The following is an 8,122-nucleotide window of genomic DNA, read 5'->3' as shown; positions in this document are numbered from 1 at the left end:
GGACGACCGCATCTTCAATCGTCTCGCCCGCTTCTTGGCGTCCACCGGGCAAGACCCAGAGCGCCTGCGGCTCACCGGCATAGTTGCAGCGGACCAAGAGCAATGACGTATCGCGTATGAGAAGGCCCGAGCACAGCTGCACCTTGACTAGCTCGGGGCGCGCGGTCAATTCCGAGATGGGGTCAGTGGAAGACCCAGTGACGCCACTCCCAGCCGACGGATATCGCAACCGGCGACATCAGAAATCCCACGTAAACCGCGATGGTCATCTGAAGGGCATTTGCGAGGTATCGCTTCACGGATCGCTCCTGATCGGCCGGTCGATCTCATCGCACCTTCGACCGTGATCCCCGTCACACCGTTGGCCGCCGGTCCTATTTCTCGGGGTCAAACGCCCGGGCTATGAGTGCAACGGGAATCGTGCCGAACGAGAGCAGCCGGTCATGGAACGACCGCAGATCGAAACGGGCGCCGAGCAGCGCTGCTTGGCTTTCCCGCAAGTCGAGGATCTGCTGCTTGCCGGTGAGATATGACATGGGCTGCGTCGGCGATTGGGTGTAGCGCCGCACCTCGCCGATGGCATTCGGACGTTCGAGACGCGCGACGTTCACGAGCATGTCGACCGCTTCGTCGAACGTCATGCGCTCCGTGTGCAGCTTGACGTCGATGACGACGCGGCACGCGCGCCATAGCTGGTCTTTGAGTTGGAAGAGCCGGTAACGCGGATCCGTGGTCATGTGCTCGTCGAGCATCATCTGTTCGCAATACAGCGCCCAACCTTCGCAGAAGACCGTACTGTCGAAGAGCGCGCGGATCTCAGACGGTGTGGCATTCGCGCAGACGAGCTGCAGGTGGTGGCCGGGGTAGGCTTCGTGGACGTTGGTCAACAGCATCGCGTAGCGGTTGTGGCCGAGGAGAGCCTCAGCGCGGTCCTCTGCATTCAGTTTGTCGCTCACCGGAGTGACGTAGTAGAGCCCTTCCTGACGCTTGTCAAACGCGCCCGGCGGCATGTACGCGGCATACGGCACGGTGGGCCGCAGAAAAGTGGGCGTCTCCACGACCTGCAGCTGTTCGCCGCTTGGAATCGTCGCCAGGCCGCGCGTCCGCACGAATTCGCGCGCTTCGGCAACGCCCTCGCGATAGTGCGCGAGCAGCGCATCGTGCGGCGGATGATCGGTGCGCAAGGCTTCGACGATCGCGCCCCAGTCGCTGCCGGGATCGATGCGCGTCGCTTCCTGGCGCAGCGCTTCCAGCGTCGTCGCGACCGCGCTTTCACCGAATGCGAGCAGCGACTCGCAATCGTATGGGAGCAGATGTTCGTCGCGGAGTTTGAAATCGAAGAGCTCGCGGCCGAGGGCAAAGCTCATGCCGTTGCGCGGCGCATGCGTTTCGCGCAAGAAGTTCTCGTAGCGCGTGCAAGCGGCGAGCGCGGCCTCGAGCGCTTTGCGCATCTGCGCGCTGTCGTGCGCGAGCGGAGCGACGACGCCGTTCAGAAAATCGGCCGCGCCTTGCGTCTCTTCGATCGCGATCTCCGTCCAGATCGCGGGCGACGATTTCAGATTCTTGATACCTGCGTCGAAGAGCCCCGGAATTTTCTCAAGTCGTGACTGGACGGCAGGCAGGCGATCGGCGAGCGGCGCGAATTCGCGCGCGAGCAGCGAGTAGACGCCGTTCACTGCTGTGTCGGCATAGAGCGACGGATCGTGATGCTGCGGTTCGAGCGCTTCAAGTTCTCGCGCTTCGGTCTCGAAACGCGCGAGCAGCATGCGATGGTCGATTTGGTCTTCCGGTGAGAGCGACTGCGGCGACCACGCCGCGAGGGCGCGCACGTTGTCGCGCGCGCGTTGCGCATCTTCGTCGAATCCGTCGGCGCTGAGGTCGGGCACCTCGTGATCGTGCTCGTGAAGACCGTTCCAGGTGGCGTCGATGGGATTGCGGCGCAGGGCGTCGAGCATCATGGCCCGTGCGGCTTTTTTGAAGTCGTTTTGCTGCATATCTTCCATTATACGGAACAAAAATGGGCCCTTGCAATCGAACGTGTGTTCGATTATACTGACCTCCCTAGCTACAACAACAGCCGTGTTTTTGGTATTTTTGCCCGATGCTCAAGCCGTCGGTCGCCGACCTCCGCACGCTCGTAGAACGCCGTTGGCACGGTGCGGTGGCGCGCGTCGGCGCGGCGCCGTTGCCCGGCGTGCCGACCGGGGACGCCGCTTTGGATGCTGCGCTCGGTTCGAACGGCATTCCGCGCGGACGCGTGACCGAAGTGTTCGGCGCAGCATCGTCGGGCAAGACCACGTTGACATTTGCCATGCTCGCCGCTTGCACGCGTGCGGGTGAGATCGCTGCATTCGTGGACATGCCGCGCGCGTTTTTCGCGCCGGCCGCAGCAGCCGCGGGCATCGATCTGCGGCGCTTGCTCGTCGTGCAGCCGTCGAACGGCGCAGCGGCTCGGCATGCGGTGGATGCGCTCGTGCGCGGCGGCGCGTGCGCGCTCGTCGCGCTGGATTGCGCGGATCGGCCCGATGCGCTTCGCGCCCATCATTGTGCGCGGCTCGTAGGGCAGGCGGAGAAGACGGGCACCGCGCTTGTCGTGCTGTCCGAGGGCCACATCTCCGCCGTCGCGTCGTTCGCGAGCGTGCGTCTGCGCGCCGAAGGGCTTACGCCATGCTGGCAGACGGGCAGCGCGGGCTCCGGCAGACTCGCGGGCTGTATCGTCTCGATCGCCGTGGCGAAATCGCGCACCACAGCGCCGGGAAAACACGTGCGTGTGGCGGCTTTCGTGCCCGACGTCGCCGGCACGTTCTTCGCAGAACCATCGGATCCGCGGCTCGCGCCCGCGATTCTCCATCTCGATGAAACGGACGAACGACATGATCGCTCCTTCGTCACCGCCTGACCGTGCGGCGCGCACCGCGTGCTTGGTCATCCCGCGCTTTTCCCTCGATGTCTGCCTGCGGCGGCATCCGAGTCTGCGCGGCAAACCCATCGCCGTCGCGGACGGCGTGCAACGGCGGGAGATCGCATGCGCATCGCTCGATGCGCTCGGCGTGCACGCGGGCATGACGCCGAAGCAAGCGCGCGCCGCATGTCCAACGCTTGCGGTCATCGCCCGCGATCACGCCGCCGAACGGACCGCCGGCGAAGAGCTGCTCGACGCGCTCGAAACCTGCAGCCCGGATGTGGAAGGCGCTGCTCCCGGACTCTACTATTTCGATGCAAGCGGTCTGCCGGCGGGTGAGGCCGGCGCGTTGGGTGCGGCGCTCGCGCTTGCCGAGGCGCTCGGCTACACCGGTGCTGCAGCGGCTGCAGCCGACGACAAGTTCACCGCGCGCTGCGCCGCGCTGGTGGCCGGCGCCGGCATCAGCATCGTGCCGCCTGGCGGTAACGCAGCATTCTTGGCAGCGCTGCCCGTGTCGCTGCTGCCCCTCGCTCCCGGCGACATCGAGCGCTTCGATCTGCTCGGGCTGCGCACGCTGGGCAGCATCGCGGCGCTGCCCACCGCGCCGTTGGCCGCGCGATTCGGCGAGCGTGCGCGCGCATATGCGCGTCTAGCGCGCGGCGATGATCGTGAAGCGCTTCGTCCGCGCCGCATCCAAGCGCCCTATGAAGAGCGCATCGCGTTCGATGGATCGATCGATAAGCTTGAAGCATTGTTCTTCGCATTGCGCGGCTGCATCGCCGCCGTGGCCACACGCCTCGCCGGCGCAGCCCAAGTCTGCGATCGCGTCGACATCATTCTCGAACGAGACGACGCGCATTCGTTCCCGGCCGCCTCACAGGCCATGCCTGCGGCGGTCATGCCTGCGCCGGGCGTCCGCACGGTGTGCGACGGGGACGCCTCGGCCGCCTCACCGGTCATGCCTGCGCCGGGCGTCCGCACGGTGTGCGACGGGGACGCTCTTTCGCTCGCATCCAGCTCGCTCAGTCGCTCGACTTCCTCGTCGCTCTCGCCATCCATGGCTCCGCTCCTCGTCAGACGCCCCGCTGCACACCGTGCGGACGCCTCGGCTGCAGAACCGGCCGTGCCGAAAGCCGGGGCGTCTGAGGCGGCGAGAGCCGCCAAAGTCGAGCGGCGGAGGGTGGATATCCCGAAGATCCGCCAAGTCCCCGGCGATGGCACGGCGGGTTCTGCAGCAGGTGGAGTCGCAGGTAAAATTATCATTCCGGTGATGCTGGCGGAGCCGACGGCTTCCGCGGCGACGATATTTGATTTGGCGCGGGTCGCGCTCGAGGCGCGCGCGGGTCAGGGCGCGGTGAGCGCAGTGACGGTGCGGGCATTGCCGTGCGCGGATCCTCCGCCGCAATTGAGCATCTTTGATGGCAGCAACGGCTCGCGGCGAGCGGCGCTTGCGGCCACGCTCGCGCGGCTGCAGGCCGCGTTGGATCGCGACGCGGTCGTGACCATGCTGCCCACGCCATCGCGTTCGCGTCTGCCAGAACGCATGCAGCGCGCGCAGCCGATCGCATCGCCGCGCGAGTTCGACAGAGCGGCAAGCGACGTGCGATGCAAAGCGGGCACAGTTGATAGCCGAGCCGCATGGGCGCCGGCGCTGCGCCTGGTGGATCCGCCGGCGCTCATGGAGCCGCCTGCGAGCGGCGTCGCCTGTGCCGGTCCGTTCCGTTTGAGCGAGTCCTGGTGGGAGCGGCCGGTCGAACGCGATTATTATCAACTCGCGGGCGGCAGCGAGCTGCTGCTCGTCTTCCACGACCTGCGCGATGGTCAATGGTACGTGCAGGGCGTCTTTGACTAGCGCGTATGCCGAGCTGCACTGCCGTTCGAATTTCTCATTTCTCGACGGCGGATCGCATCCGGAAGAGCTGATCGAGCGCGCGAAGGAGCTCGAGCTCGCATCGATCGCCATCACCGACCGCGACGGTCTCTACGGCGTGGTGCGCTTTTCACAAGCGGCGCGTGCCGAAGGCATCGAGGCGATCGTCGGCGCGGAACTCTCGCTCGACGACGACACGCGCATCGTCGCGCTCGCGCGCGACGCGCGCGGCTACGCCAACCTCTCACGATTGATCAGCCGCGCGCATCTCGACCACCCGCGCGGTGCGCCGCGCATCTCGTACGCCGAACTTGCGGGCGGCGCACACGGCTTGATCGCGCTCGCCGATTTCGAGAAGGGCCGGCCCGCGCGAGAATGCGCGCGCGGCGACATGGCAGCGGCGATCGCGGCAGCGGCGGCGCTGCGCGACATCTTCGGCCGCGAGAACTGCTTCCTTGAGATCCAGCGCCATCTGCTGCCCGACGACGGCCCGCGTATACGCGCGCTGCTCGAAGTGGCGAAGTCCACGCGGCTCGGCGTCGTGGCTACGGGCGGCGTGGCCTATGCCGTACCCGAACACCGCGACATCGCCGACGTGCTGGCATGCATCCGCGCCAAGACCGACCTCGATGCTGCCGGCACGCTCTTGCGCCCGAATGGCGAGTACTATCTGCGCTCGCCGCACGCGATGGCGGCATTATTCTGCGATCTGCCGCAAGCCATCGCGGCAAGCGCGGAGATCGCGCAGCGCTGCACGTTCCGGCTCGGAAAGTTGCACAACGAATTTCCCGACTTCCCCGTGCCCGCAAGCGAAACGCCGTTCTCGTATCTCTATCAACTCGTCCACGAAGGCGTACGCCGCCGCTATCGACCGGTCTCGCCGGAGGTGAGCAAGCAGATCGCGCACGAGCTGGCGGTGATCGAGAAGCTGAATCTCGCGGGCTATTTCCTCATCGTCTGGGATATCGTGCGCTTTGCCAACGAGCATGGCATCTTGGTGCAAGGCCGCGGTTCGGCCGCCAATTCGGCCGTCTGCTACGCGCTGAACATCACAAGCGTCGATCCGGTCGGACTGAAGCTGCTCTTCGAACGCTTTCTCTCCGAAGAGCGCGATGAGCCGCCCGACATCGATCTGGACACGCCGTCGGGCGACCAGCGCGAGAAGATCATCCAATACGTCTACGACCGCTACGGCCGCGATCATGCGGCGCTCGTCGCCGAGGTCATCACATACCGTGCGCGCATGGCGGTGCGCGATGTCGGCAAGGCGCTCGGCCTGTCGCTCGACCAGGTCGATGCGCTTTCGAAATCGCTCGATAGCCGCGTGCTGCCCGGTGCAGAAGAGACGGCCGAAGCGGGCAACGGCGAGGTCGCCCCGCATGAGGCGCTCGGCGTGACCAAACACGGCGATAAGACGCCGATGTCGGCGGCGGAAGTGGAGGCCGCGGTCGCCGCGCTGCCCGAAGCGCTGCGCGCGGATATCGGCGGCGATGTCGCGCTGCGGCTCCACGCGTTGTGCCGGCGCATCGACGGTTTTCCACGCCATTTGAGCCAGCATTCGGGCGGCATGGTGATCACGCGCAGTCCGCTCATCGAAGTGGCGCCGCTCGAGCAGGCGGCCATGCCGGGGCGCACCATCGTATGTTGGGATAAAGACGACTGCGCGGTGCTCGGGCTCATCAAGATCGACATCTTGGGTCTCGGCATGCTCGACGCGATCGAGCGCTGCATCGCCGAAGTGCGGCGCGTGCGCGGCATCGACGTGGATCTGGCCGACTTGCGCGCCTGCGACGACCAGCGGGTCTACGATATCCTGTGCAAGGCCGACACGGTCGGTCTCTTCCAGGTCGAGTCGCGCGCGCAGATGTCGTCGCTGCCGCGTATGCAGCCGCGCAAGTTCTACGACATCGTCGTGCAGGTGGCGATCATCCGGCCGGGGCCGATCCAGGGCGACATGGTGCATCCGTATTTCCGGCGCAGGCTCGGGCAAGAGCCGGTCACGTATCCGCATCCCGCGCTCGAACCGGTGCTCGCGCGCACGCTCGGCGTGCCGCTGTTCCAGGAGCAGGGCATGCGCATGGCCGTGGTGGCGGCCGGCTTCACCGCCGGACAGGCCGATGAACTCCGTCGCGCGATGGGGCACAAACGATCGCGCGAGAAGATGGAACGCCTGCGCGAGCGGTTGGTCGACGGGATGCGGCGCAACGGTATCGAGGGTGCGCTCGGCGAGCGCCTCTACCACATGCTGAGCGCGTTCGCTGACTACGGTTTTCCGGAATCGCACGCAGCATCGTTCGCGCTCATCGTCTACGTCTCGGGCTATCTCAAAGTGCATTACCCCGCAGAATTCGTCGCGTCACTGCTCAACGCGCAGCCTATGGGGTTCTATTCGCCTTCGACGTTGGTCAGCGATGCGCGCCGCCACGGCGTCACCGTATTGCCGCCGGACGTCAACCTCTCGCACTTCGAATGCACCGCCGAGCCCATCGCCCGCACGGCGGCGGATGAAGGGGCCGACGCCAATGAAGGGGCCGACGCCAATAAAGGGGCCGATGCCAATGAAGGGGCCGACGCCAGTCGGCCCTCTGCAAGACGACGGGAGATCGCGTTACGCATCGGGCTGAACCAGGTACGCGGCATCGGCGAGAAGCATCGCGAGCTGCTCGAAGCCGAACGCGCGAAGGGACCGTATGCGAACGTCCGCGACTTCGTGCTGCGCACCGGTCTTGCCAAAGACATCTTAGAATCGCTTGCGGCGGTCGGGGCGTTCGGCTTTTTCGGCATCAGCCGCCGCGACGCGCTTTGGGAAGTGCAACGCATGGGCGGTCTAGCACGCGCCGGCGGACTGGAGCGGCGCATGACGGTGGACGAACAGGCCGTCGCGCTGCCGGCCATGCTCGCGCAGGAGGAAGCCGCCGCCGACTTTTGGGGTCTTGGGTTATCCACGCGCTATCAGGTGATCCAATTCTGCCGCGAGAGCCTAGATGCGATCCGCGTCCGGCGTGCTGCTGACCTCGCCACCTTGCCGCACCGCCTCATCATCAAAGTCGCAGGCGTGGTGACGTCGCGGCAGCGGCCGGGCACAGCCAAGGGCTTTGTCTTCACCACCATGGAGGATGAGACGGGCTTGATCAACGTGATCATCAGGCCGGATATCTATAAGAAGTATCGGGCGATCGCACGCGAGGAACCTGCGGTGATCGTGGAAGGCGTGGTGCAGAAGCAGGAAGGAACGATCAACCTCCTGGCGCGCAAGTTCTGGAAACTCGACCTGCGAGAGCTCGCCCACGGATTATCTTCGCGCGACTTCCACTAAAACTCGGAGACGAACCGTCGTCGGTCGGCCGGAG

At 65.9% G+C, this 8,122-nt stretch carries 4 protein-coding genes; 3 read left to right on the top strand and 1 reads right to left on the bottom strand.

The genetic code is table 11. The features are described from left to right. Positions 1-374 precede the first annotated feature (374 nt). Positions 375-1,994 carry a DUF885 domain-containing protein gene (locus VKT51_00440; GenBank protein HLJ82624.1) on the bottom strand — a complete coding sequence of 540 codons (1,620 nt, stop codon included), beginning with the start codon at positions 1,992-1,994 and terminating at the stop codon, positions 375-377. A 107-nt stretch (positions 1,995-2,101) separates the two neighbouring features. Here VKT51_00440 and VKT51_00435 point away from each other — a divergent pair, with 107 nt between their 5' ends. Genes VKT51_00435 through dnaE form a run of 3 tightly spaced genes read left to right on the top strand, consistent with a single transcriptional unit; the run spans position 2,102 to position 8,088 of the window. Then, a complete protein-coding gene (locus VKT51_00435; GenBank protein HLJ82623.1) occupies positions 2,102-2,899 on the top strand; it encodes a hypothetical protein in 798 nt (265 codons plus the stop codon). After that, positions 2,874-4,754: a hypothetical protein gene (locus tag VKT51_00430; protein HLJ82622.1), complete on the top strand. Its 1,881-nt coding sequence runs from the start codon at positions 2,874-2,876 to the stop codon at positions 4,752-4,754. Before VKT51_00435 ends, VKT51_00430 begins: the two co-directional genes overlap by 26 nt. Then, positions 4,747-8,088 carry a DNA polymerase III subunit alpha gene (gene dnaE / locus VKT51_00425; protein HLJ82621.1) on the top strand — a complete coding sequence of 1,114 codons (3,342 nt, stop codon included), beginning with the start codon at positions 4,747-4,749 and terminating at the stop codon, positions 8,086-8,088. Before VKT51_00430 ends, dnaE begins: the two co-directional genes overlap by 8 nt. Positions 8,089-8,122: the final 34 nt, after the last annotated feature.

This window comes from Candidatus Eremiobacteraceae bacterium (assembly GCA_035295225.1).
Lineage (GTDB): Bacteria > Vulcanimicrobiota > Vulcanimicrobiia > Eremiobacterales > Eremiobacteraceae > JABCYQ01.
Note: the sequence above shows the minus strand (reverse complement) of the source record. Positions and strands in the feature narration are given on the sequence as shown.